This is a genomic window from Paenibacillus plantarum, assembly GCF_013141695.1.
Classification (GTDB): Bacteria; Bacillota; Bacilli; order Paenibacillales; family NBRC-103111; genus Paenibacillus_E; species Paenibacillus_E plantarum.
This window is the reverse complement of the sequence record NZ_WHNY01000093.1, coordinates 185,950-209,139: the sequence shown is the minus strand read 5'-3', so window position 1 is coordinate 209,139 and position 23,190 is coordinate 185,950. Positions and strand designations below refer to the sequence as shown.

At 47.8% G+C, this 23,190-nt stretch carries 21 protein-coding genes; 13 read left to right on the top strand and 8 right to left on the bottom strand.

The genetic code is table 11. The features are described from left to right. Nucleotides 1-85: 85 nt before the first annotated feature. Entirely contained in the window at nucleotides 86-748 is a 663-nt protein-coding gene (gene rpiA / locus GC096_RS37820) for a ribose-5-phosphate isomerase RpiA (RefSeq protein WP_171638389.1), read from the top strand. Nucleotides 749-1,338: 590 nt separating this feature from the next. Here the strand turns inward: rpiA and GC096_RS37815 are convergent. Beyond that, nucleotides 1,339-1,839 (bottom strand): DinB family protein, encoded by a 501-nt coding sequence (locus tag GC096_RS37815; RefSeq protein ID WP_171638387.1) that lies wholly within the window; start codon nucleotides 1,837-1,839, stop codon nucleotides 1,339-1,341. 230 nt (nucleotides 1,840-2,069) lie between these two features. Continuing rightward, on the bottom strand, nucleotides 2,070-3,011 hold the full coding sequence (locus GC096_RS37810) for a helix-turn-helix transcriptional regulator (protein WP_246303276.1): 942 nt from the start codon (nucleotides 3,009-3,011) through the stop codon (nucleotides 2,070-2,072). A gap of 176 nt (nucleotides 3,012-3,187) precedes the next feature. On the opposite strand from GC096_RS37810, the gene GC096_RS37805 reads away from it, so the two are divergent. Beyond that, a complete protein-coding gene (locus GC096_RS37805) occupies nucleotides 3,188-4,633 on the top strand; it encodes an amidase family protein (protein WP_171638383.1) in 1,446 nt (481 codons plus the stop codon). A gap of 74 nt (nucleotides 4,634-4,707) precedes the next feature. Beyond that, the gene (locus tag GC096_RS37800) at nucleotides 4,708-5,568 is read left to right on the top strand and encodes a YybI family spore inner coat protein (protein ID WP_171638381.1); all 861 of its coding nucleotides are present in this window, start codon (nucleotides 4,708-4,710) and stop codon (nucleotides 5,566-5,568) included. Between the two features lie 66 nt (nucleotides 5,569-5,634). On the opposite strand, the gene GC096_RS37795 is transcribed toward GC096_RS37800, so the two are convergent. Beyond that, nucleotides 5,635-6,864, bottom strand: coding sequence for an aminopeptidase (locus GC096_RS37795; protein WP_171638379.1), 1,230 nt, complete (start codon nucleotides 6,862-6,864; stop codon nucleotides 5,635-5,637). Between the two features lie 84 nt (nucleotides 6,865-6,948). Between GC096_RS37795 and GC096_RS37790 the strand changes: the two genes are divergently transcribed. The 5 genes from GC096_RS37790 (at nucleotide 6,949) to GC096_RS37770 (ending at nucleotide 12,391) form a co-directional block, all read left to right on the top strand. Then, a complete protein-coding gene (locus tag GC096_RS37790) occupies nucleotides 6,949-8,628 on the top strand; it encodes a glutamine--tRNA ligase/YqeY domain fusion protein (protein ID WP_171638377.1) in 1,680 nt (559 codons plus the stop codon). 187 nt (nucleotides 8,629-8,815) lie between these two features. Next, the gene (locus GC096_RS37785; RefSeq protein ID WP_171638375.1) at nucleotides 8,816-9,394 is read left to right on the top strand and encodes a histidine phosphatase family protein; all 579 of its coding nucleotides are present in this window, start codon (nucleotides 8,816-8,818) and stop codon (nucleotides 9,392-9,394) included. Nucleotides 9,395-9,548: 154 nt separating this feature from the next. Further along, the gene (locus GC096_RS39455; RefSeq protein WP_171638373.1) at nucleotides 9,549-10,244 is read left to right on the top strand and encodes a response regulator transcription factor; all 696 of its coding nucleotides are present in this window, start codon (nucleotides 9,549-9,551) and stop codon (nucleotides 10,242-10,244) included. Next, nucleotides 10,238-11,626 carry a sensor histidine kinase gene (locus GC096_RS37775; protein WP_171638371.1) on the top strand — a complete coding sequence of 463 codons (1,389 nt, stop codon included), beginning with the start codon at nucleotides 10,238-10,240 and terminating at the stop codon, nucleotides 11,624-11,626. Before GC096_RS39455 ends, GC096_RS37775 begins: the two co-directional genes overlap by 7 nt. Nucleotides 11,627-11,719: 93 nt before the next feature. After that, a complete protein-coding gene (locus tag GC096_RS37770) occupies nucleotides 11,720-12,391 on the top strand; it encodes a hypothetical protein (RefSeq protein ID WP_171638369.1) in 672 nt (223 codons plus the stop codon). A gap of 49 nt (nucleotides 12,392-12,440) precedes the next feature. Here GC096_RS37770 and GC096_RS37765 read toward each other — a convergent pair whose 3' ends face one another. The 5 genes from GC096_RS37765 to GC096_RS37745 are packed head-to-tail and all read right to left on the bottom strand — an operon-like array spanning nucleotide 12,441 to nucleotide 16,673. Then, entirely contained in the window at nucleotides 12,441-13,361 is a 921-nt protein-coding gene (locus GC096_RS37765; protein ID WP_216626389.1) for an MBL fold metallo-hydrolase, read from the bottom strand. Nucleotides 13,362-13,388: 27 nt separating this feature from the next. Then, nucleotides 13,389-14,417 (bottom strand): ABC transporter substrate-binding protein, encoded by a 1,029-nt coding sequence (locus tag GC096_RS37760; RefSeq protein WP_171638365.1) that lies wholly within the window; start codon nucleotides 14,415-14,417, stop codon nucleotides 13,389-13,391. Nucleotides 14,418-14,453: 36 nt separating this feature from the next. Then, nucleotides 14,454-15,209, bottom strand: a complete 756-nt coding sequence (locus tag GC096_RS37755; protein ID WP_216626388.1) for an ABC transporter permease — start codon at nucleotides 15,207-15,209, stop codon at nucleotides 14,454-14,456. Beyond that, entirely contained in the window at nucleotides 15,142-15,981 is an 840-nt protein-coding gene (locus GC096_RS37750) for an ABC transporter ATP-binding protein (RefSeq protein WP_171638363.1), read from the bottom strand. The genes GC096_RS37755 and GC096_RS37750 overlap by 68 nt, the downstream gene beginning before the upstream one ends. Nucleotides 15,982-16,007: 26 nt before the next feature. Beyond that, nucleotides 16,008-16,673 (bottom strand): Crp/Fnr family transcriptional regulator, encoded by a 666-nt coding sequence (locus tag GC096_RS37745; protein ID WP_171638361.1) that lies wholly within the window; start codon nucleotides 16,671-16,673, stop codon nucleotides 16,008-16,010. 242 nt (nucleotides 16,674-16,915) lie between these two features. Here GC096_RS37745 and GC096_RS37740 point away from each other — a divergent pair, with 242 nt between their 5' ends. The 5 genes from GC096_RS37740 (at nucleotide 16,916) to GC096_RS37720 (ending at nucleotide 22,905) form a co-directional block, all read left to right on the top strand. Next, nucleotides 16,916-17,950, top strand: coding sequence for a potassium channel family protein (locus tag GC096_RS37740; RefSeq protein WP_171638359.1), 1,035 nt, complete (start codon nucleotides 16,916-16,918; stop codon nucleotides 17,948-17,950). A 177-nt stretch (nucleotides 17,951-18,127) separates the two neighbouring features. After that, a complete protein-coding gene (locus GC096_RS37735; RefSeq protein ID WP_312886426.1) occupies nucleotides 18,128-19,786 on the top strand; it encodes a helix-turn-helix domain-containing protein in 1,659 nt (552 codons plus the stop codon). A gap of 138 nt (nucleotides 19,787-19,924) precedes the next feature. Continuing rightward, nucleotides 19,925-20,881: an iron-hydroxamate ABC transporter substrate-binding protein gene (locus tag GC096_RS37730; RefSeq protein ID WP_171638357.1), complete on the top strand. Its 957-nt coding sequence runs from the start codon at nucleotides 19,925-19,927 to the stop codon at nucleotides 20,879-20,881. Between the two features lie 12 nt (nucleotides 20,882-20,893). Then, nucleotides 20,894-21,901, top strand: a complete 1,008-nt coding sequence (locus GC096_RS37725; protein WP_171638355.1) for a FecCD family ABC transporter permease — start codon at nucleotides 20,894-20,896, stop codon at nucleotides 21,899-21,901. Beyond that, nucleotides 21,898-22,905: a FecCD family ABC transporter permease gene (locus GC096_RS37720; RefSeq protein ID WP_171638352.1), complete on the top strand. Its 1,008-nt coding sequence runs from the start codon at nucleotides 21,898-21,900 to the stop codon at nucleotides 22,903-22,905. Before GC096_RS37725 ends, GC096_RS37720 begins: the two co-directional genes overlap by 4 nt. Nucleotides 22,906-23,190 lie beyond the last annotated feature (285 nt).

Genomic DNA, 23,190 nt, shown 5'->3' with positions numbered 1-23,190 from the left:
CGCTAACGATGCTGCATTGGGGTTTTCTTTTTATGTTAAACTAGTTGGATAGAATTCAATCAGTGGAAGTGAGGAGCGTGCACACGTGGAAGCGAAAAAAGCAGCAGCAGAGCTAGCTATTACGGAGATCCAAGATGGGATGATTGTCGGTTTGGGGACAGGATCTACGGCCTACTGGGCGATCCAAGGGCTTGGTGCTCGGGTACAAAACGGCCTGTACATTCAGGCTGTTGCGACCTCAGTCGCCTCAGAGAACTTGGCTAAGGAGTTAGGCATCCCGCTTATTCCTTTTGCAGATATCTCAGAAATCGATGTCACGATAGATGGAGCCGACGAAGTCGATCCAGATTGGCACTTAATTAAAGGTGGGGGAGGCGCGCTGCTGCGGGAGAAAATCGTCGCATTTTCAAGTAAGAAGCTGATTATTGTGGTGGATGAGAGTAAAGTTGTTACACAGCTTGGCGCATTTCCACTACCTGTTGAAGTTGTTAAATTTGGCTATGAACTGACGATTCGAAAACTCCGAGCGCTTGGTTGCGAGCCCAAAGTTAGAGTTGCTGATAATCAGCCATTTGTGACGGACAACGGGAATTATATTATCGATTGCCACTTCGGCAGCATCCCAAACCCTGCAGAGCTTCATCAAGCAATTAACGGGATTCCAGGTGTTGTGGAGAATGGGCTTTTTATCGGATTGGCGAGCCAGGTGATTGTGGGGTATAAGGATGGTTCGGTGAGGAGTTTGTAGGAGAAAAACACGCCAAATAAAAAAGAGTTGTTCCACATGTCTAGGATGACTTGAGGGGCAACTCTTCTGTGTTTAAACGAGTGATGTAGAAGCTTCGATCATCGTAGCCTCACGGAATAACTGGAAAACCTCCAGCTAATTTAGTCGTATTTCAACCAATTAACAGATTAACTGGAAAAACTCCCGCTATTTCAGCCGTTAAGCGTCATTCTGGACGAAATGCTTCAGATTAGCTGTAGGAAATCCAGTTATTCGTCTCAAAAGGCTCATTTCGCTGAAATTAGCTACAGAAAATCCATCTATTCTACTTGTAGTGCCACCCATAGGGTGGGCATAGGTTACTAGTAGCTCCGCCGATGGGGCTAAGGGTGTGTGCGAGGTGTGGGTTACATGAGCTCCGCCGCTAGGGCGGAGTGAGATGGCCTATTCTACTTGTCACTCCGTCGATAGGGCGAAGGAGGTGTTAGATTGGATGCAGTCAACAAGGGTGTGCAAATGGGTGTACGCTACCTGTCACTCTGCCGTTGGGGCAGAGGACGAATAGGCGTAAGCAGGTGTACATGGTGGTGTTAGGCCTGCAAAGGCAATGCCTACACGAACGGCTGCATACCCATTTCAACCCAACTTTCCCGCGTTGGACCATAAAGATCAGGAACGCGCAATCCAGCTTGGCGCATCAAGACGATCATTTCACCGCGGTGGTGAATTTCATGGGAGATGAGGACGCGCAGTGTAAGCCCGTTAGGCCACTGATCGCCATACATATCGCTTGTTTCGAATAACTTCGCGTCAGTCCATTGTGACTGAATCGCTTCGATGGCTGCGGCAGCGGAGGTGCGGTAGGTGTCAGCGATGGTTTGGGCAGAAGCGGGAGCAAGCTCTTCGCCTTCAGGTGCGGCGAATGTCAGTCCCGTGCGGGATAGCATCTCGTGAACCGTTGTGGCGATGTGCCAAGCAATTTGTCCAAGGGAACGGAGTTCAGGTGTGATTTTCTGAGCAAGGGAAGCATCCGTTAGGACGTCCATGACGCGCTGGGTGCCTTGCGCTTCTCGGGCATATTCGGTTGCGAAATCTTCAATCATTTTGATCATGGGGGTTGTCCTCCTCAAAGTTTTTCGCCAGTAAAACTGGCATCTTTAGCATGTGTTTGGTCTTTTTCCCAGAGGACTTCGGTCTTGTCTCCAAAGAACCTGGCATCACTAGCATGCATCCTGTATGGATACGTTGTCAGCAGGGGCAGAGTTTCATATAGATGCTTGCTCTTGGTTGATACGCACACCTCATATCCCTAGTATAGACAAACAATGCTGACAACAGCGTGTCAGTGATTCGAATAGAGGGCGACTATTTTTTCGGCCTTTTCTTTGATGATGGCTGCGATATGCGCGGGTTCTAGAATGCGCAGGTTTGGACCATAGCCGAGCAGCATGTTATGTAGCCAAGGTTCATCGGGCTGCGTCGCTCTAATCATGAGTGTTCCATCGGGCTGAATGGTCACATCCTCAGGTCGGAAATAGTCTTCGACCTGCGCCCTGACATTCGGCTGCGCGTGCAGCACGAGCGTAATGAGGGTGGAGGGGTCTCGTTGGCCTCGACGATAATCAAGTTTCTCCAACGTGTCTTGTTTGCGTTCGAAGGTTTGGGAAAGCACCTCGATGCTATTCATACGGGATAAGCGAAAAACCCGAAAATCTTCACGCAGCAAGCAGTAGCCGTACAGATACCAGCCGAAGCCTTTGACCACGATGCCCATAGGTTCTACGGTTCGCACGGACGGTTCGCTTTGCGATGAAAGATAGGAAAAGGTGACGAGTCGTGTCTCCTTAATTGAGGTGCGAAGAGCTGTCAACTGTTCTGTGGTTTGATGCCCACTGCTCCATGGATTCATATCAAGAATGAGCTGGTTGCCCAGTCTAGCTGCATCGGGTTGCTCGGATTTGGCGACGAGTGCGCCGACCTTATCCAGCAGATTACTGATTTCTTGGTCGGGGACGGAAGCGCGAATTCCTTTGAGGCCGGTGATGATCGATTGCAGTTCTTCCAAGGACAGGAACTGACGATCTAGCCGGTATTGGTCCATGATTTCGTAACCACCGCTGAGTCCCGCATAGGAAACAACCGGAATGCCGGCTTGGTTAATGGCTTCCACATCTCGATAAATGGTGCGCATAGACACCTCAAACCGCTCGGAAAGCTCTTTGGCACTAATACGGCGACGATTGAGCAGCAGCATGGTGATGGCGAGTAAACGATCTATTTTCAAAAGGAACACCTCATAAATTCTGGTCGTATTCTTCATGCCTTATTCAATTATACAGATGAAAATCCTTTGTTGCCCACTTTGCAAGAAACTGCAAGGAAATCCCTAATTCAAAGAAGGTAAACCCGAAAACCTAGGGAATAAGTGTAGCATAAATAGTTGAGAGGTGGCGGTTGTTGATGGCGCGTATTTCGGACGAATGGATGACAAATGCAGATATTGTCGCACTTCAACTAGCGATGGAACGGCAGGAAATCAACTCTGTAGATTTGGTTGTTTACTATACGGAGCGAATTAAAACCTATAATGGCAAAATTAATGCGGTGCTGGAGCTGAATCCAGATGCCATAGAGATCGCGGAATCGTTAGATCGAGAACGTGTATCAAATGGGAGCCGGGGGCCATTGCATGGCATTCCGATTTTGCTCAAAGACAATATTCAGACGGCTGACCAGATGCACACGAGTGCTGGGTCGATTTGTTTGGCGGAGCATGTGGCGACAGAAGATGCATATATCGCTGCCAAGTTGCGTGACGCTGGTGCGGTGTTGCTAGGCAAGGTGAATATGACAGAGTGGGCGAATTTCATGGCGGTGGCGATGCCATCCGGTTATAGCTCAAGAGGCGGACAGGTGGCCAATCCGTATGGGCCTGGCATTTACGAAGTTGGAGGCTCCAGTTCGGGGTCTGGTGCGGCGGTGGCGACTCATTTTGCAGTGGGAGCGATCGGTACGGAAACGTCTGGATCTATCGTCAATCCAGCGGGGCATAACAGTCTTGTCGGCTTGAAGCCAACGGTTGGCCTGTTAAGTCGCTCGGGCATTATTCCGCTTGCCAGTAGCCAGGACACACCGGGTCCAATGACGAGAACTGTGACTGATGCGGCTGTGCTGCTTGGCGTCATGACGGGTGTCGACGCTTCGGATGCACATAGTATAGCTAGCGACGGTCATGGCCATCGGGATTATACCCCCTATCTCAATCGCCGAGGGCTTCATCAAGCCAGAATAGGGATTCCACGTTGGTATTATCAGCACTTGGATGAGGAAGAACGGCAGCTTGCCGAGCGAGCTATTCAAGTTTTGCGCGACGAAGGTGCGATTGTCATTGATGATGTGGTGCTTCCTTGCCAAGATGCGGTCTGGAATTACGACGTACTGCTCTACGAATTCAAAAGAGATCTCAACGCCTATCTGGCCAAGCTAGATCCATCCAAGACACCTGTTCATTCCTTAGAAGAGGTTATTGCATTCAATGAAAGGCATGCCGATCAGGCGCTGGTCTATGGGCAGGATACGCTGATTTGGTCAGAGGATGCGAACGGAACGCTTACAGAAGAGACTTATTTGACGAGTCTACATAGATATCAAGAGCTCACACGAGCACAAGGGATCGATCATGCCCTTCACACATATCAACTTGATGCGTTGTTTTTTCCCAAAGATGAAGGCGAGGATATTGCCGCCAGGGCAGGCTATCCACTGCTGATTGTACCCGCCGGCTACACAAGCAAAGGGCCAATGGGTGTCATGTTTGCAGCAGGAGCCTACAGCGAGCCGACGCTGATTAAGCTTGCCTATGCGTTCGAGCAGGCGACGCTTTATCGCAGACCGCCTATTTTGTAGTTGCAGTCCGCATACCATATTGGAAAATTTGGAATAATAAACCGAATTCAATTCCATGATGGGAAGTGCGAACAATGTCTCGGTTTAGAAAATTTTTTACAATCTCACTACGCGCGGCTGCAGTTGGTATGCTCTTGAGCGGTGCTTTAAGCTTTAGTGGACTGGCAGAAGCCTTTACGCAAACGGTGCCTCCGCCACCTTCACAACTAGCGCCTCCACAGAGTGGACAAGGTCAGCTTATCCAGACACGTGAGATTGATGTCACCGGCGATGGCAAATTAGATATGGTCTCCCTTGTCGGTCTGAAATCAGATCTGAACAGCCCTTATTATGACAAGCTGTTTATCTCCGTCACCGGACAAGGTCAGGCACAGGTCGTGATTCCGCTGGAAGGCGGGTATAATCCGAAGATGGATTTTTGTGATTTTATCCATGACAAGCTGCCTCAGATCTATGTGACCTCCGATACTGGCGGGAGTGGCGGGTTTACATCGAATTACATCTATTCACTCAAAAATAACGTGCCCACTGCGATCCCGATGCCGGAACCGCTGCATGTCAAAGCAACCTTTAAGAATAATTATAAGGTGAAAATGAAAATCGAGGAGACCGGCAAATCCTTCACCCTCGATATTGCGGATCGTAAGGAGGCTTATGAGCAATTCGGCATTTACAACCAAGGAAAAATTGTGAAGCCAATCATTGTTAATGTGGATGCATACAGCTTGCTGAAGCCCGTTGATGTGGATCGGGATGGCTTCTGTGAACTGAAAGGTGTTCAGCGCATCACAGGTATCGCCAATGCGGACACACTAGGCTATGTCACTTCGGTGTGGAAATGGCACAAAGGTCAATGGAAGCTGAAAGAAGCGGCTGTTACGCAAACCTTAGCGACCAGCATGGTGCGTGCACCGAGTCTTGAAGACGAGGACTAGATGCGACAAAGACCGCTCTTACACGGAAATATTTCCATGTAGGAGCGGTCTTTCATTCATGTGGGATTATGCCCAGTTTCCATTGCGGAATATGGGCTCACGCGTGCCGTCTGCCAAGATCCCGTCAATCGCCATATCCTTTGAACCAATCATGAAATCCACGTGGATTAAGCTTTTGTTATAGCCATTTGCTTCAAGCTCCTCGGCACTCATCGTCGTTCCACCCTCAATCGTGAACGGGTAGGAATTGCCGAGCGCGACGTGACATGAAGCATTTTCATCGAAAAGTGTATTGTAGTAGATGAGGCCTGATTGTGAGATAGGCGAGTCATAGGGCACGAGTGCCACTTCACCCAAATAACGAGCACCTTCATCCATATTCAGCATGTTGTTCAACACTTCTTGCCCCACTTCTGCGGTTGCCTCGACGACGCGGCCATCCTTGAAGGTTAGGGAGAAGCCATCAATCAATGAGCCTTGGTAGCTTAGCGGAAGCGTGCTGCGCACTGTGCCGTTCGTACCATTACGGGCTGGCATCGTGAACACTTCCTCCGTCGGAATGTTCGGTACGAAGAAAATGCCGCTCTCGGTCTCACTGCCTGCAGCCACCCATTGATGCTTAGGTGCTAGTTCTATGTATAAGTCGGTTCCTGGTGATTGGAAATGAAGCTGCTTGAACTTCTGGTTGTTCAGCATATTCTGCTTCGCGGTCAATGTAGCAATATGCTCTTTCCATGCCGCAACAGGATCTGCTTTGTCTACACGTGTCAGCTTGAAAATTTGCTCCCACAGCTGTGTAATCCGCTCGGATTCGCTCAAATTCGGGAATACCTTCGCTGACCATTCTGCCGTCGGATAAGAGACCATCAACCAGTTGACCTTGTTGTTGCGCATATAGGAAAGGAAGCCAGCACGTGCAGTTGCTGCTGCTTTACTGGACATCGCGACGCGCTCAGGGGCGACTTCCTTGAACAAGTCCGAGTTAGGCGCATAAATAGACAGGAATGCAGCGCCGTCCTTCGCCATTTCCTCCATGCCAGTTGCCCGCCACATGGGGTAGGTCTTCAGGGTGTCTTCGGAAGCGTTCTTAAGGCGGAGCGCTTTCACTTCATCGTCATCCCAATCGATCACAACGTCTTTAGCGCCTGCTTCATAAGCTTTCTTCGTCAGCTTGCGGACGAAATCCGCACAAGCAATTGGCGTCGTGATGACGACGGTTTGATCCTTTTGTACATTTAATCCGACGCGTATGGCAAGCTCTGCATATTGGTCTAAGTAATGCTCGAATGATTCCATCTCTTTGTCTCCTTTATATTTGAGTACCATATAGTGTATGATAGTTAATAAAACTTTAACCCGCGGGAGAAAGGCTGGGCACATATGGAAACGAAAAACGCTGAAGCTAACGTAAGCGCAATATCAAATTTCATTAAGAACATTGTAAACGAAGATTTGAAATCAGGCAAAGTCAGTCAGGTCGTGACCCGATTTCCCCCGGAGCCGAACGGTTACCTTCATATAGGACATGCAAAGGCGATATGCACGAACTTTGAAATTGCGGATGATTTCAATGGATTAACGAACCTTCGATTTGATGATACGAATCCGGTCAAGGAAGATGTTGAATATGTGGAGTCCATTAAAGAAGACGTAGCGTGGCTAGGCTTTAAATGGGACGGGCTATTCTTTGCTTCTGACTATTTTGAAGAAATGTATAGCCGAGCATTAGTCTTAATTCGCAAAGGACTGGCTTATGTAGACGACCAATCTGCGGATGAAATCCGTGAAACGCGTGGAACACTGACGCAGGGCGGAACAAACAGTCCATATCGTGAACGCACGATAGAGGAGAATTTGTCCCTATTTGAGCGTATGCGTGCTGGTGAGTTCAAAGACGGCGAGCGTGTGCTGCGTGCCAAAATTGATATGTCTGCGCCGAATATTAATCTGAGAGACCCGGTCATCTACCGTATTCTTCACGCCCATCACCATAACACAGGAGATGCGTGGTGCATCTATCCGATGTACACGTACGCGCACCCGCTGGAAGATGCGATTGAAGGTGTCACACACTCGCTTTGTTCAAGTGAGTTCGAGGATCAACGTCCGTTCTACGACTGGGTGATTCGTGAGTGTGAGATGCCGAATGTGCCGAGACAATATGAATTTGCACGTATCTCCCTAATGAATACTGTGACGAGCAAAAGAAAGCTGAAACAACTCGTCGACGAGAAAGCTGTTGACGGTTGGGACGATCCACGTATGCCGACCATATCAGGTCTGCGCCGTAGAGGCCTGACGCCAGAGTCGATTCGCAATTTTGTTCGTGAGCTTGGTGTATCGAAAGGCGGCGGTGGCAGTGTTGTTGACACTCGCATGCTGGATCACTTCATCCGCGAGGATTTGAAGCTGAAGGCGCTGCGCACGATGGGAGTGCTGAATCCGCTCAAAGTCGTCATCACCAACTATCCCGAGGATGGCGTGGAAATGCTGGAAGCGGAGAATAACTCCGAGAACCCGGAAATGGGCAATCGCATGATTCCATTCTCCCGCGAGATCTACATCGAGCAAGATGACTTCATGGAAAATCCACCGGCCAAATATTTCCGGTTATTTCCCGGCAACGAAGTGCGTTTGAAAAACGCCTACTTCATCAAATGCAACGACTTCATCAAGGATGCCGATGGCAACGTGGTTGAGCTGCATTGCACCTATGATGTTGAGACCAAGAGCGGCAGCGGCTTCACCGGCCGTAAAGTCAAAGGCACGATCCACTGGGTGGACGCGAAAAGCGCTGTACCAGCGGAATTCCGCCTGTACGAGCCACTGATCTTGGACGATGAGGAAGAGGAAGAAGAGAAATCCTTCATGGATAAAGTGAACCCGAATTCCTTGCAAATCGTGCAAGGTTTCGTCGAAGACAACATGAAGAGCGTGAGCCCACAGGATAAATTCCAGTTCTTCCGCCACGGCTACTTCAACGTGGATCCGAAGTACACGACACCTGATCATCTGGTGTTCAACTTGATCGTTTCGTTGAAAAGCTCGTTCGTGGTGTAACGAACAGATATAAAGTTAGACCGAACCCCCTAGCGGATGCTAGGGGGTTTTTGGATGTAAGCCCGGCAATAAACGAACGAAAAAGGGTGCCTATTAGCCGTTTTCAATTGAAGTGCAGGAGATCTAACGTGTTTCTCGAATGCCTAACCTAGAAGGAAATATTTTCAATTAATTCAAGGAGGGTTACATGAAGACGACAATTTACATGGTTAGGCATGCGGAATCACCCTATACAGAAGGAAATGAAAGAACCAGGGGGCTTACCCTCAAAGGGAAATTAAATGCTGAAGACATCACAAGGGTATTAAAAAATAAAGGAATCAACGTGCTGATATCTAGCCCTTATGCGCGAGCCGTTCTAACCTTGGAAGGGTTGGCTGAAGAACTAGGACAAGAGATTAAGATAGTTGAGGATCTTCGGGAAAGACATTTTTCTGGAGAAGATGATCCAATTCCTGAAGATAAGTTCATGTCTGAGATGAAACGGATGTTTGATGACTTTGATTATGCCTATCCAGGTGGAGAGTCTAACAGAGCCTGCCAGCAAAGAGCGGTGGTCGTATTGAGAAATATCCTAGAAGAAAATAAAGGGAAGAAGATAGCCATTGGCACTCATGGTAACGTGATGACATTAATGATGAATCATTTTGATGCCACATATGGATTCGATTTCTTGAATCAAACCGTGAAACCTGATATTTATAAAATGCAGTTTAATGACCTCGTATTAGAGGAAGTGACAAGACTCTGGGAACACCGTGAATAAATTGAACGACATATAACGATGAAACAGAGCAATCTCGCAGCCTAAGGGAGCTGAAGGATTGTTCTATTTGTATGTGCTAAAAAAGAAATTTTTTCATCACAATTATCCAGTAAAATAAAAGGAGAATGGTTTTAATTAGGGGGCGTGACCGCGCGTGACAACCGTATTAGTCGTAGATGATGATCTGAATATATGTAAAATAACGAAGCTATATCTGGAGAAGAACGGCTTCGAGGTAGCAACGGCGAACGATGGCGAGCAGGCGCTCGCACGGTTCAAGGAGCTGCAGCCCGATTTCATCGTGCTGGATATTATGCTGCCGAAGCGCGACGGGTGGTCAGTCTGTCAGATGGTCCGTGCACAAAGCGATGTGCCGATTCTGATGCTAACGGCGCGAGGCCACGTGGATGAGCGCGTGGAGGGCCTGCGGATGGGAGCCGACGACTATCTAGTGAAACCTTTTGACCCGAATGAACTGGTCGCACGGGTAACGACAATCCTTCGTCGGACAGGGCTTCGCACCCAAGTTGCGCCTGCGTCAAACGTATATGAGGTAGGCAGCTTACGTATTGATAGCCTAGGTCATGAGGTAACCGTTGATGGGCAGGTTGTGGCGTTACCGAAGAAAGAGTATGAGCTGCTGCTGTTTTTCGTTCGGAATCCGAACCAAGTGTTCACGCGCGAGGATCTGATCGCTAAGATCTGGGGGTGGGATTTTGAAGGTGAGGACCGGGTGGTCGATTTATATATCAAACGATTAAGACAGAAGCTTACAGCAGGGAAAGAGGACTGGAGTATCCGCACGGTCTGGGGTGTGGGGTATAAGTTTGAGGGACCTGGCGTATGCTGAGTTCCTTTTATCGCAAGCTGTTATTTATATATATAGCCATTACGGTGGTGTCGATTCTAGCGATTTCGGGCGCAATTGGTTACACGATGAAGCAGAAAACGTATGACCGCAGCGAGAAGCTTTTACTGGAAAAAGTGGAGCAAGTGGAGGAGCTAGCGAAGGAGTTGTTCGATAATTCGACGGCTCAGAAGGATTTCCGCAAGCAAATTAATGCGATGGAGAAAACCTCAAATGTGCGAGTATCGGTGGTCAAGCACCCTAGAGCCACCTTGGATAAAATCCAAGCTGTAGGGGAAGTTCCTGCCCGACTGGGCTGGGTGGAGAAGGTGCTCGCCGGTAACCCGGTGACGGTGAAGAGTACATTTGCACAGAATAGCCCTGTCAAAATGCTGATCGTCGGACGTCCTGTCCTACAGGACAGCCGAGTGGTTGGGGCGATTTTTCTGTATACGCCTATCGTAAACATTCAAGGTACAATTAATGAGATTAATCGCGCTATTTATGTATCTGCCCTCGTAGTTGCACTGCTGGCTATTGCACTTCTTTACTTTGTGTCGCGGCACTTTGTGAAGCCTCTGCAGCAGATGAGTAAGACGGCGGAGGCGCTGGCACTTGGGGATTTTAGCGGCAGAGTGCCTGTACGCGGAAAAGATGAAATCGCCTCGTTATCGGGTTCACTCAACCGAATGGCCGGCAAGCTGCAGAAGGTCGAAGAAGGCCGCAAGCGGTTCCTTTCTGAAATTTCTCACGAGCTAAGAACCCCGCTGACGACGATTCGAGCTTCTCTGCAAGGCATCACCGATGGCGTGGTAGAGCCAGAAGATGCGAAGGAATTCATCCATATCTCCCTCCAGGAGACATTACGATTAAGCCATTTGGTAGATGATCTACTGGAGCTTTCTTCATTTGAGGAGAAGCAGGTAAAGTTGACGATGCAATCCGTTGATCTGCCAGAGTTAATTGGACTCGTCGTGACACAGCTGAAGATGAAGGCGAAGGGCAAAGGAATTGAGCTTAGCGCCGATAGTGAGGCCCCATATACCGTCAAGGCTGACGCGGATCGACTTAGGCAGGTATTCATCAACTTGCTGGATAATGCGATCAATCACATTCCAGAAGGCTCGCAAGTTGGGATCCGCGTGAAAGCCGTCAGGCAAGAGCGTTGGATCGAGGTATGGGATGATGGGCAGGGCATCTCGCCGGAGAAGCTGCCGTATCTATTTGATCGGTTTTACAAAGCGGACGAAAGCCGCAATCGCGCTGGCGCAGGGCTGGGTTTAACGATTTGTAAACACATTATCGAAGCGCATGGCGGTTCGATTCGTGTCGAGTCGCAGCTGGGGGCTGGGACGGTGTTCAAAATCTTTTTGCCAATTGTATAAATGTAGGTGCATGACAAACTTATGACATAACTATGGGATAAGATGGGGTTCGTAAGGTACACAGCCATTAAACGAATCGAGGAGTGATTCCACATGTTGAAGAAAAAGTTAGCAGGAATAGTGTTGGTAGGTTCGATCGTATGTTCCGTTCCGGTGGTAGCTTTCGCTGAGAATGTACAAGGAGATGCGACAGCGACTTCGACAAGCAAGTTTCATCCTATGAAGCAACTATTAGAAGAGAAAGCGAAAGCTTATGGCATAGCGACGGATGGAAAAACGAACAAGGAGATCAAGACGGAGCTGAAGGCGGCTGGCACGGCGAAACATACTGAGCGTTTGAATGCAGCGGCGGCTAAATTGGGCATCTCTACAGATGGCAAGACAGCGGAGCAGCTCAAAACGGAGATCCAAGCTGCAGTGACGGTGAAACTTCAGGCGAAAGCGACTAAGCTGGGCGTGAGTACTGACGGATTGACGAATAAAGAGCTCAAGGCATCGCTGAAAGCAGCTGCTGTAACGAAGCTGCAAGCGAAAGCGACCGAAGCGGGTATCGCGACGGATGGCAAAACAGGTAAGGAAATCCGCACGGCTTTGAAAGCGGCCAAAGAAGCTAAGAAAGCAGCGAAACAAGCGAAAAAATCAGAGGCTGTGAACAAGAAAGCAGCCAAATTAGGCATCTCCACAGATGGTAAGACAACCGAACAGGTTTACACGGAACTTGAAAGTGCTATGCAAGCCAAATGGGCGAAAAAAGCAGCGAAATAAGCGTGGCAGACAAAGCGGCCCTGAGCTAATCACTCAGGGCCGCTTTACATTAGGAAAGATCAAATGCCATTAAATCCCTCGCCATCGTGATTCGGCCCCCGTAGATGTCACCCATGCCTTCTGTATAGGCGGCCTCCGCCTCCTCATTGGCAGCAGGTGCAGGAATGTGGTGGGTAAGTACTAGATGCGCTACGCCTGCTTCTCGGGCGATTTCGGCCACTTCCAGCGTCGTAGAATGATACTTTGCCGGATTGGACAGACCAATGGTCTGCTCAGGGAATTTGGCGATCAGCGCGTCTAGCCACGCTTTGTTATAAGATTCGTGTACTAGTAAATCCACACCTCTACTATGTGTGATCATATTGTCAACCGGAATGGTATCCCCCGAAATGACAACCGACTTGCCGTTGTATTCGAATTTGTAGGCAATTGCAGGATCAACAGGTTTATGATCGACTTCGAAAGCGGTGATTTTAACACCACCCAGATCGTAAACAACACCATCGTTGCTTTCAAAATAACGAATGTCCGCCCCTTCACCCGCGGAGAAGTTATAGTTCACACGGAGATTCACGTCGAAGTCGAAAGACGCCCTCATTTTACCGATAATCTCCTTCGTCGTGGTAGGTCCGTAGACATTCATTGGACCTTTCCGCCCCTCAAAAACCCGATCCGCGATCACATGTGTCCGCCAGCTCGTAATGAAGACATCGAAAAAACCGGAATTATGATCACTATGATGATGCGTGAAAAAGACATCCGAAATCCGCTGCGGCATAACACCTGCCTTAATTAGCTGGTCAACGGTCGCACCTCCGCAATCGAATAGAAAGGCTTTATCGCCTGCGAGAATCACGACGCCTGCCTTCGCCCTGCCATAGAAGGCTCTCGGTGTGCCAGTGCCAAGAATGACGACCTTGATGTGCTCATGATGCTCTGGCAATAGATTTTCTTGTGGTTGTATATACAAATGAATGGCCTCCTCGGTCACATCAGGTTATTTTTCTTTCTTCGTTTCATTTAAAAGCGATAAATCTAAGAATTTGCTGAAATCCAACTCTTCCGCTTTCACTTTTAAATACCCTGCATCAAATGAGGCTTTAGCCTGCTCGTTAATATCCTCTAGCGTGATATCTTCGGTTAATTTCAAATGGTCGATGGCTGCTTTGATAAGCGCGGGTTCCATCCCTTTGCCGGTTAATTGCTTCAATTCATCGCTAATCAAATCATAGGCTTTGTTCGGGTTTTGCTGAATGAAATCGATCGCTTGTTTGTTGGCTTTTACCGCTTTTTTGGCCAAATCACGGTGATCCTTCAAAAACGTATCGCTGGCTACGAGAATCGTTAACGGATAGTTCCCGTCTTTTGGCGGGATTTTATTCCAATCCACTAAAATCGTACCGGAACCCTCTTGGATCATCTGTGTACCCCACGGCTCTGCAATTAAAGTGGCATCTACTTCTTTCTGGCGCATCGCCACTAACGTATCAGCCGGGGCACGTGTAACGATTTGTACACCGGAAGTATCCGTCGATACTTTCAACCCTTCTTGTTTGAGCAGCAAGCGAAGGGACAGATCCGGCGTGCCTCCTTTGGCAGCAACAGCTACTGTTTTGCCGACGAGATCCTTCACGGAGTTGATGCCTGCATCCTTGCGTGCAACTAATACTGCGCCGCCGTTATTCGCGCCAGCAATGACCCTGATATTTTTACTTTTCAAATATTGATTGATGACTGGACCTGGCCCCACGTAGCCAATATCAATTTGGTCCGTGGCAATCGCTGTTGCGAAGTCCGCTCCATTGTCAAAAGCCGTGACGTCAATCTTGGCATTTTTACCAAAAGCGTCCTGGAAATAGTTGTTTTGCAAAGCGATAAATCCGGGAGCATGGGTGACATTTTTCAAAATACCAATTTTCACTGTCGTACTGACAGCGCTTGAAGCGGTTTCTTTACTTTGGCCGCAAGCAGACAAAACCAAGGGTACGACTAACACCAAACTCATGATCCAACCTACTTTTTTCACACTAATTCCCCCTTATTTGATTCTAGATAGCGCCATTTATTTCTTAAGCTGAAAACGAAGCACGATCCGATCCTCAAGCTGTTTAAAACAGAAATGATCCGAAATGGTACCAATCACAGCGATGATGATGACGACGCACAGGATGGTTGCCGTATCGCCAAGTCCACGTCCATCCTGGAGCATTTGCCCGAGCCCCACGCCCTTAGCGATCAGTTCGCCAGCTACAAGCGCCCGCCAAGCGAAGGCCCAAGCCACGCGTATTCCTGTGATCCAATGGGGAAATGCCGCCGGCAACTGCACTTGAAAGAACAATCGGTATCCGCTGCCTGTTCCCAGCATTTGCGCAGCTCGCAGATGAATCGGCGAAATGTTCATGATCCCTGTGCGGCTTGCCATCGACATCGTCCATGTTGCGCCTATCGTCGTTATGAAAATGACTGAAGTGTCATTAAGTCCAAACCAGATAATTGCGAAGGGCAGCCATGCGATACTCGGGACGGTTTGGAGGGCAACTACGAGAAAGCCAAAGGTTTCGTCAAAATACCGATATTTTGCAAATAAATAACCTAATATCGTCCCGATGCTAATGGATAGAGCGAACGAGATGAGTAAGCGACGAAGACTAGCCCCAATTGCGCTTAGAAGATGCCCGTGTGCAAACCCATCATAGAAGGCCTGAAAAGTCTGCAGCGGTGAAGGAAACTTCCAACCCCAATCAAAAATTCTAAATCCCAACTCCCATATGATCAGCAGCAGAATTAGAAATAGCGTTCTTCTTAAGGCTGTATGCATGGCCAAGCTCCTCTCTGACTACCTTCTCGAGCTCATCTGTCAGAGCTTCCATAATCTTATTTTCCAAAGCATGAATGAGCGGATCGCTGTTTTGATGAGGTCTTGCTGCTTGCACGGCAAATTCCTTCTTCACTCTGCCTGGCTGCGTCGCCATCACGACCACACGGTCAGATAAAATGACGGCTTCACGAATGTTGTGCGTAATGAACAAGATCGTTTTACCTGTTTTAAGCCAAATTTCTTCCAAATCCTTGAGTAAAATAAAGCGCGTTTGCTCATCCAATGCCGCAAAGGGTTCATCCATTAAGAGGATCTCAGGATTCATAACGAGTGCTCTGGCAATTGCTACCCTTTGTTTCATCCCGCCAGACAGTTCATGCGGATACCGATCGATGAACTTGCTCAAGTGAACGGCTTTAATTTGCTCAGTTGCTAGTGCATAGCGATCTTTCTTGGATAGCCCTTTTTGTTTCAAACCGAAGGCCACATTATCAAGCACGGTAAGCCAAGGGAACAAGCCATGTTCTTGGAATACAACAATCCGATCGGCTCCTGGTGAAGTAACCTTTTGCCCATTGACGGTAATCGTTCCACTACTTACTTGTTCGAATCCGGCGATTAGGTTGAGAAGCGTGGACTTCCCGCAGCCTGAAGGTCCCACCACGGAGACGAATTCCCCTTTCCCAATGGTAAGAGAAACATCGTCTAAAGCTGTATAGGTATGCCCTTTTTGCTGTGAAAAGGATTTATTCACATTCGTTATCGTTATCATGTGCTCAACCTCCGGGGGATGCTCGTCTATATGTCTGTGAAGAAACGATTTGGATGATAAACAACGATCTTCTTTTTGGCGTAATCGATGAGTCCTTTATCGCGCCATTTGTTCAATGTTTCTGTGACGGTTTGTCTGCTGCATCCAATGACATAAGAGATCTCCTCATGACTGAGAGGCACCTGAACCTCGAGCTTCTCTTCGGTCGGCTTGCCCAGCTGCAGGAGGAACCAAGCGAGCCTCCAGGCGACGGGGCGGGAGATTAGGGTTTCGACCATTCGCTGTGTTTGCAGCAGTCTGCGAGCACCTAGAACGGCAACGGAATAGGAAAACTCCGCATTCTCCTTGGCCAATTCGAGAAATTTCCGACTGTCTAGTGTAAGGATTTGGCTGTCCACTAGACACTTGGCGTAGCGCTTCCGAGCGATGTTCGTCAACACTTCCGCATTGCCGAAAACCTCCCCCTCATAGCGAAGGAATAAGGTAATCCCTTGCCCCTCCTCGGAAGATTGGGAAATCTTAATTAATCCTGAAGCCACATAATAGGCACCGCTGGGCAAGTCATTTTCCTGAAAAACAAACTCATTTTTTCGGTAAGTATGACTAATACCATGTTTGCGAAAAGCCTCAATCATGACTTCCTTTGTAGGGTCTTTGTCCTGAAGGTCAGCAAGCTCATGTAATTGTTCCATAGGATCATTCTCCCATTCATATTTCTAAAAGCGTGCACATCGTTTAATGCCGAGTATTCCAATCTGTTATATGTATATTATCACATGATTTCACGCTAGAATGTCGGATTCCCGACAAAATGAAAAAAAACGTGAGTTCAAAGAGTTAGACGCTTTAGGATTCATTCATCTAGAGGCATTTTTCTTGATATACTAAATGAAAGTATGGAAATTGTTAGGCCGATGCCTGTCAGGAGGTCATCATGCTTTTCTTCTCAAAATTCCTTTTGCGTCTAATCCGTTGGAATAATCTCTTTGTTTTTGGCGTGGCAGTTGTGTTCATTGGAGGAAGTTCGCTCTTAGCCTATGAGTTAGAGCCGAGCACCTTTGAGACCCGATTTAACGGCTTGTGGTGGGTGATGACGACAGTTACAACAGTGGGCTATGGGGACTTCTATCCACATACGGTTGCGGGCAAATGCCTAGGGATCGTCGTCTATATCTTCGGTATTGGACTTATTTCCATAACGATTAGCAAAGTCGTGGATGCCTTATTTGTGTATCAGCGGATGAAGGAGGAAGGGAAATTGAAGTTTGCAGGGGAGAATCATTTTGTCATCATTGATTGGAGTCAGCATGCAGAGAATGCCATTAACGAGATTCTGAACTCAGATCCTCTCGTGGAGGTTGTTCTTATAGATACACTGGAGAAATCGCCCATTCAGCATGATCGCGTACATTATGTGCTGGGCAACCCGCAGCTCGTGACGACACTCGACATGGCGAATACGTCGAAGGCAAGAGCGGTCTTCATCTTTGCAGATGAGGTGACGCAGTTCCAGAACACGATTCGAGATCCCGCCTTCGTCGATGGCAAAACCTTACTGGTCGCGACGACCGTCGAGCGTAATTATAACCATGTATATACGATTGTGGAGATTCGCGATAAACAAAATCTGCCCAATTTCCAGCATATTCGCATCGACGAATTCATCTTTGGCAGTGAAACGATTTCGCAGCTCGCGGTACGCTCGGCGTTTAGCCCAGGCACCTCGAAGATTCTTACCCAGTTGCTAACGCGCACGCCGCAGGGGGAGGATCTCTATGAGATTCCTACACAGGCGAAGTGGGTAACGTTCCATGATGCTTTTCAGGACTTGCTGCAAAAGGGTGCAACACTGATCTCAGATGGCGAGCATCTGAATATTAATAAAAGGCTTTATGAAGAGATTCCGCAGGGAGCTAAACTGTTCGTGATTTGTGATAAGGAAACGTACGGACGGTTGACGCAGAAATAGCCAAAAAGACAGTCAGAACGATCTGACGGTTTTTCCTAATGTTATGCACTTTGAATTTAAGGATAAACTGGATAGAAACGTAGATCAGGGTATCGCTCTAGATGTTATTGTCCGAAAGGATGTACAATATAATCAGGTTATTGTTCTGTATTTTACTACTTGATGGAGGCTTTGGCTGTGAAAAATAAAGAGATCTCGGAATGGGCGGAGTCCCTTTTTCCCTTATATACGGCTGACAGTATTCATTCGATATATAGTACTTCCAATTACCCTAGGTATACAATCAATGAGCGCTTGTGTGTGATGATTGCGATTGTCAGCGGCAAGGGCAATCTCAAGGTAGAAGATCACATGTATGCGTTGACGGAAGGTAGCGTCATCTTTCTACCGGCGAACACTCCGGTCGTTCTTATGGCAAATTCCTTGCATCCGCTTCATGTCTATAAGCTTATCATCAATACGCAAGAACGAGAGAGGTCTGTGCATGCAGGTGTGATGACGCGGAAAAGCGAGTTAACCTCTAGCTCTGTTATTCACTTTTTTCCTTATGAACCTGCAATTGTATCCCATATGGAGGAACTTTATATCCATCGGTTACCCGTGAACGAAATTCGTCACGCGCAAAATCAACTTGTGTTTCACCATGTCATTTTACAGGTACTGAAGGGGCTGGAAGCTAAGTATACAGCAAATGAACAGCCATCACTGGAACACAGCATAACCTATCTAGAAAATCATTATAGTGAGAAGATCACGCGTGAGCGATTAGCCGAAATTGCAGGTGTAAGCCAATCTCACTATTCGATCCTCTTTAAGCAACTGACTGGGTTTTCGCCGAGCGAATACTTGTCACGGCTTCGTGTGAACCGTGCCAAGGAGTTATTGATTAGTGGATCTGGCACGCTGAGGGAGATTGCGCTGAAGGTAGGCTACAAGGATGAATTTTATCTCAGTCGTCGTTTCAAGCAGCAGACGGGAGCAGCGCCCTCCGGCTATAACCGAGGATCGTTACAGCGTGTGGCTGCCTTACTTATGCCTTATACGAGCCATCTGCTTCTGCTCGGCCTGGAACCTGCTGCTGTGATATCGGATAGTAATGAGTATTTGAATGCAACGGGATTCGAACTGCGTCAAAAGATGATGTTTATTGACGCTAATTCTTCTGCTGAACAGGTCAAATCCTTATTGCTCGAAAGCGATATCGAGTTGATCATTGCGGCAAGCTTGGATTTATCCAGTTATGGGCTGGATGTCGGGCAGTTACGAGCAGCAGCGCCTATTGTAGAAGTGCCATGGATGGAACTAGGTTGGAAAGAGCACTTGCGTCGTATAGCTCAGGTGATAGAGAGGGACGACCGAGCTGAGGAGTGGTTAGCCGAATTTGAGATCGTGGAGCAAGAAAGCCGTTCAATGGTGCAACAAAGCCCTGCTGCCAATGAAATCATAACCATTCTGGTTATTAAACCGGAAGCCTTGCTTGTTTATGGGGCTCGCAATGTTGGATGTGTGATCTATCAGTCACTAGGGTTACAGCCTCCAGTACGAATCAAACAGGAGATTGAAAAGTTCGGAGATCAATTCCATTCCATTCCGATTGAACTATCGGAGCTGGCTGATTATGCAGGGGATCGGATTTTGGTCATTGAATTTCCAGATGTGAAAGGTTCGACTTTGCATGCGGAGACGGTTTTCAATTCGATCTACTGGCGCACACTGCCGGCCGTACAACGGAACAATGTGCATCTGCTTGATCACAGTGATTGGATTCCATATAATCCCGTTTCTATCCGGTTGCAGCTTCAACGCGCAGTCTCTCTATTTACCGCCAACCAATAGTACAAGTGAATTCCCAAACATAAAGGCATGGCTCGCTATTGAAGGGATGCCTATAATAGTTTTTATAGTAATGATAATGATAATTATTTTCATTGCGGTAAAAACAAGGCATTTATCGAAAAGGGAGAGAGTCATCCTATGAAAAAGTTTTTTGTTCCATTCATTCTGTTGTTCGTGATTTTGCTGAGCGCTTGCGGCAGCAATACAACGAGTTCATCTTCTGAGACTTCTACAGCTGCGCCTTCAAGTCAGGCTGTTTCAACTGCGGCAGCGGAGTCAGACACGTTTATGTATCAATCCGAGGAAGGGCCTGTGAAGGTTCCCACTCATCCGAAGCGTGTTGTTGTTATCACACGATTCTTAACCGGTAACGTTATGGCATTAGGTATACCTCTCGTCGGGGTGGACGAAATGTCTAAGACCAATCCGAATTTCGCAGCTAAGCTAGCTAAAGTAGAGGCTGTTACAGATGAAAGTCTAGAGAAGATTATCGAATTGAATCCAGATCTTATTATTGGGCTATCCGATATCAAAAACATCGATAAACTCAAGCAAATCGCCCCTACAGTCACGTATACGTATGGCAAACTCGATTTTTTAAAGCAGCAGCTTGAAATTGGGAAGCTTTTGAATAAAGAACAGGAAGCCAAGGATTGGGTCGCTGATTTTGATGCTCGAAGCAAAAAAGCTGGACAAGATATCAAGGCGAAAATTGGTGAGGATGCTTCGGTCTCCGTTATTGAGACTTTTAATAAGCAACTTTACGTCTACGGATATAATTTTGGACGCGGAACGGAAATTCTGTACAACCAGTTCGGGTTGAAGCTTCCTGAGAAAGTGAAGACAGCGACCAAAGATGAGGGGTTCTTCGCCCTGTCGACGGAAGTTCTGAAGGATTATACGGGCAACTATGTTATTTTCAGCAAAAATGCGGATGAGGACAACTCGTTCCAAAATACCGAAACGTACAAAAATCTACCTGTTGTCAAGGATCAACACGTTTTTGAGGCAGATGCGAAAGCCTTCTATTTCAACGATCCGCTTAGCATGGAATATCAATTAGATTTCTTTACAAAACATTTTCTTGGCAAATAAGGTAAGGATCTGATGAAGCGACAACGGCACCCTGTTCCTATTTCAATGAAGTTTCTTGGCTGTGTGTTCGTGCTCATTCTGAGCTTCGTCCTGGCGATGATATTCGGGGCTGCCGAAACGTCGCTCCGTGAGCTATGGCTTGTTCTGGTTTCCGATACGAAGGATGACAAAATCCTTATGCTGCGTGAAATTAGGCTTCCCCGCGAGCTGGCAGCCATGCTGGTAGGCGCCGCGTTCGCCGTATCTGGCGCTATTATGCAGGGAGTCACCCGCAATCCATTGGCTGATCCGGGCTTGCTGGGTCTTACCTCCGGTGCTAACATGGCGCTCGCGCTGGCTTTCGTATTGGTTCCAGGGCTGAACAATTACGGCATCATGGTAGCCTGCTTTCTTGGTGCCGCAGTTGGGGCGGGGCTGGTCATCGTCCTTGGTGCGACGCGTCAAGGGAGGCTGTCCCCGATCCGAATGGTGCTGGCCGGAGCAGCCGTCTCTGCATTTCTGTATGCGATCTCCGAGGGCATCAGCATTGTATTTAAATTATCCAAGGACGTAACGATGTGGACCGCAGGAGGATTGATTGGAACAACATGGAGTCAACTTCAGACCATAGCGCCGGTCATCATTCTTGGCTTAGTTGCGGTGATGATCCTATCGCATCAAGTGGGTATTCTTAGCTTGAGTGATGAGGTGGCGATTGGTCTAGGGCAAAGGTTAGTGTTAATCAAAGCGATTCTATTCGTCCTTGTTATTGTACTTACAGGTGCTTCGGTCGCGCTCGTTGGTAATATGGCTTTCGTGGGCTTGATGATCCCGCATATCGTCCGTAGATTTGTAGGAACCGATTATCGGAGTATCCTCTCGTTCTCAGTTCTGATAGGAGCTACGTTTATGCTCCTGTCCGATATGCTAGGCCGTACGATTAACGCGCCCTATGAGACGCCAGTAGTAGCTATCGTAGCCATGCTGGGCTTGCCTTTCTTCTTGTTTATCGTGCGTAGAGGAGGCCAACATTTCTCATGACGCTGAACTCGCTTATACGTAAACAACGGCTCATTTTGGTCGTCCTATTCGCGCTAATCGTTATTACGGCGGTTGCTAGCATGGGAATCGGATATTCCAAACTGTCATTTAACCGATTGATCCCTGTCTTGTTCGGACACGGTACCTTCAAAGAGGATTTTGTCTTGTTTTCCATCAGACTACCTCGAATTATCATTACATTGCTGTCGGGCATGGCGCTTGCATTGGCTGGCTCGATCTTGCAAAGCGTCACCCGAAATGACCTAGCTGACCCGGGAATTATAGGTATTAATTCGGGAGCGGGTGTGGCGATTGCGATCTTTTTCCTATATGTCCCACTCAAAGTGGGTTCGTTTGTCTACGTTATTCCACTGGTTGCCTTTATCGGTGCGTTAATCACGGCAGGTCTTATCTATGTATTCGCCTATAGCCGAACTCGCGGGCTTGATCCCATTCGTTTGGTGCTAGTAGGGGTAGGCTTCTCCATGGCGCTTTCAGGCATTATGATCGTGATCCTTTCCTCGGCAGAACGTACGAAGGTCGATTTTATATCGAAATGGATTGCAGGAAATATATGGGGAACGGACTGGCCGTTTATTTGGGCATTGTTGCCTTGGTTGCTTATCCTCATTCCGTTTACCCTATTTAAGGCACGTAAGCTCAATCTACTTTCGTTGAGCGAGGAGTCCGCGATCAGCGTTGGTTTGAAGCTGGAACGGGAACGTCTCGTGCTGATAGTTACAGCGGTGGCAGCGTCCGCGTCGGCCGTTTCCGTCACGGGTGGAATTGCCTTCGTTGGATTGATGGCGCCGCATATCGCGAAGGCACTGGTAGGCCAACGCAATCAACTGTTCATTCCAGTTGCCGTTCTGCTTGGCGGGCTGCTGTTGTTGTTTGCCGATACAATCGGGCGTAATCTCGTCGATCCTGACGGTGTTCCAGCAGGCATCATGGTGTCGCTGATTGGCGGTCCTTATTTTATATATTTGCTGCTAAAAAAGTAATTTAAAAATAACCCAACTCCGCTTTGTTAGCGAGCTGGGTTATTTTTAACATAGGCACAAGCATCGGTGCTAGCCACAGGGCATCCTTACAAGCGAATAACTGGATTTTCTGCAGCTAATTCAAACGAAATCACGGCATTTTGCAAAATAACTGGATTTCCTCCCGTTATTTAAGGCCAATTTCGCCAAACGGGACATTTCGAGCAAAATTAGCTGTAAAAAATCCAGTTAAACTTCAGATTCCAGCTAGAATCGGATAAACAACTGGAGGTTTTCCAGTTATTG